The organism is Dyella ginsengisoli LA-4, assembly GCF_000334915.1.
Taxonomy (GTDB): Bacteria; Pseudomonadota; Gammaproteobacteria; order Xanthomonadales; family Rhodanobacteraceae; genus Dyella_A; species Dyella_A ginsengisoli_A.
On the sequence record NZ_AMSF01000099.1, the window covers coordinates 1 to 2417 of the forward strand.

Genomic DNA, 2417 nt, shown 5'->3' on the forward strand with positions numbered 1-2417 from the left:
AGGCGTTGGGGATGAAGACACCCGCTGAGGCATACGCTTTAGCGGCCTGACCTGTGCAGGAACCGCTGGGTCATTACATGTATGGCCTGATGAAGAGCTTCGCCGGGCGCCGCACCGGCGCGGTCACCAGCCTGGCCATCGAAACCCTGCTGCTGGCGCCATTCGCGCTGCTGGCGCTGCTCTGGCTGCACGCCCACGGCGACTCGCACTTCCTCGCCGATGGCTGGCGCAGCGCGCTGCTGCTGGCCTCTACCGGCATCGTCACTGCCACCCCGCTGACCTTCTTCGCAGCCGCCGCCCGGCGGCTGCCGCTGAGCCTGCTCGGCATGCTGCAGTACCTCGCGCCGTCGCTGCAGTTCGCCATCGCCGTGGGGGTGAACCACGAGGCGATGTCGCCGTCGCGCTGGACCGGCTTCATCCTCATCTGGGCCGCGCTCGCCGTGCTCAGCACCGACGCCCTGCGCCACCAGCAACGCCAGCGCCGGCTCGCCACCGCGAACACCGGGGCCGCCTGAGCCGTTACACTGCGCAGCCCGCGGGCCTATAGCTCAATGGTTAGAGCAGGGGACTCATAATCCCTTGGTTCCAGGTTCGAGCCCTGGTGGGCCCACCATTCCAGCCCCGCGGGACCCGGTTGCGCGATCCGGCAAAGTTTGGCCATTTTGGCCAAACTTTCACGGACGTCTCGCGAGTTTGGCCAAATTGGCTGATACTTCAGCGCGGAGAGTTGGTGTCCTACGTTGAATTGGTTGAGCCACCACGCGAAGCCAAAGCCTCCGGCAGCGCGCTGCTCACAGGGGAGCGCATGTTGCCGACCAGCTCGCGCACCCAAGTCAACGGCACGGCCATCATGAAGCCCTGTACTATGGCTCCAGCAACACTCGGATCGGGTGGGCAGCGCGGTTTATCGTGACGCACCCCGGGTGCTTTCTTTTCCGCGGAACTTGTCGCGGCATTTTTCCACTCGCGGCGCCTCTTCGGGCGCCAGTCGCCGACGTCCACATATACAAGTTTGCGCCAGTCAGGCGCCTACGGGACTGCCACCCATCAGGTGGTTCGGGCGATACCAACAATCCGGTTCTTTCAAACCCTCGTTGTGTGACTTCGAGAATGATCCCTCCACCTGCTTGGCATGTCTGAAGCGTGGCGGTCGGCTAGTGCCAACTTCACCGCTTCTCTCGCCGCACGGCGCCCAACGTTGCACTTTTCCATCACAGCGTAGGCGAGACGCTCCTGCGTTGGATAGCATGCAGATGGAAAACTCTTCAGGAGATCTTTCTGAAGGGAATTGAGCATTCGCCGCATACGTTTACTTTTTTGGCGCTCCTTTTCGAACGAGCGCCTCCTCTCGTAATCATGAATTAGGGGTGCAAACCGGTATCGAAGAAATCCAACCCCGACTCCCAACTCCCGCGAGAGCTCCCTTAGCGGCAGGACATCGTCCTCGTCGGGCTTGGCCAACTCAGAACTCAGGCGGAGCCCACACTCCTCTATTACCGATATGGACTTGTGCGGCCTTCGTTCACTTCGGCCGTCCACTCGATCGACAAGCATGCCCCCAGCAACGCATGCCGCTTCAACGGGGGATGTCAATACATCGATCAGTCTGACGCCTGTCGCATGGGTACTACGTAGCATCGTCGAAAAGTGCGGTGACTGTGTTCTGAGCGCCCGGCTGTTGTCGATCTTTAGGTTAAAAAGCTCCTTTCCAAAACGAAGACGCTTCTTCGGCGGTGCTGCTCGAAGAACTTCAGCAAAGAAGGTCTGGAAGGCGTCCGGGTAGGCTGCCGTCAGGCTCCCCAGGCTTATCGCATCCACCAAATCGACACAATCTCTTTCGCCGAATGTCGGGTTGGGATTGAATTGCCAGCTGTCAGGGTTAGTTAGTAGCTCGTGACCGCAACTCCAGCAAACACCCAAGCCACCGTCACGATGGTAGAACTCTTGCAATCTTGCGCAACTCGGGCAGTACGATATCAACCCCACTTTATGGATTGGGCAACGCTTGATAGCTCCCATGGCCCAGAGCAGACGGTCGTAATACACGCTACCGTTCGCCTCATGTTCCTGGAAACATGCAGGACACCAGGCTCTGCTCTTGCGTGAAAGTCCTATGCTCTGTCTGGACATGGCCGGCGTTAGGCTTACGAATGTAGTGCGCTCAAGCAGCGAAGAACCGGTAGCAATCTTGAGCGCCTGCACGAACCTGTGAACACCAGGACCTACTCCACAGAAGATGCCTCCCCCTCTCTGGTAGAGCGGATTTACCGGCAGAGACTCTGTTTGCCCGATGGATCGCCACCACGACGCCGTGAGCGTTAGGAACGTCTGGATGGTCACGACGTCCCCCCGCTTTGAGTAGCGGGACGGTTTGGAGTCCGGGGTCACTTTAACTGCTTGGCATAGGCGGCGGGTGT

The 2417-nt window shown here is 59.8% G+C and carries 2 protein-coding genes and 1 tRNA gene; 2 read left to right on the top strand and 1 reads right to left on the bottom strand.

All coding sequences use genetic code 11. The annotated features are described in order from the left end of the window. Window positions 1–89 precede the first annotated feature (89 nt). Both C693_RS22405 and C693_RS0120665 read left to right on the top strand, forming a co-directional pair. Complete coding sequence (locus tag C693_RS22405) at window positions 90–515, top strand: EamA family transporter (RefSeq protein WP_157798686.1); 426 nt, start codon at window positions 90–92, stop codon at window positions 513–515. A gap of 22 nt (window positions 516–537) precedes the next feature. Then, window positions 538–613 (top strand) — tRNA-Ile (locus C693_RS0120665). A gap of 470 nt (window positions 614–1083) precedes the next feature. Here C693_RS0120665 and C693_RS23320 read toward each other — a convergent pair. Beyond that, window positions 1084–2417 (bottom strand): TniQ family protein (locus C693_RS23320; protein WP_206740664.1); only part of this gene is annotated, 1334 nt, incomplete at its 5' end.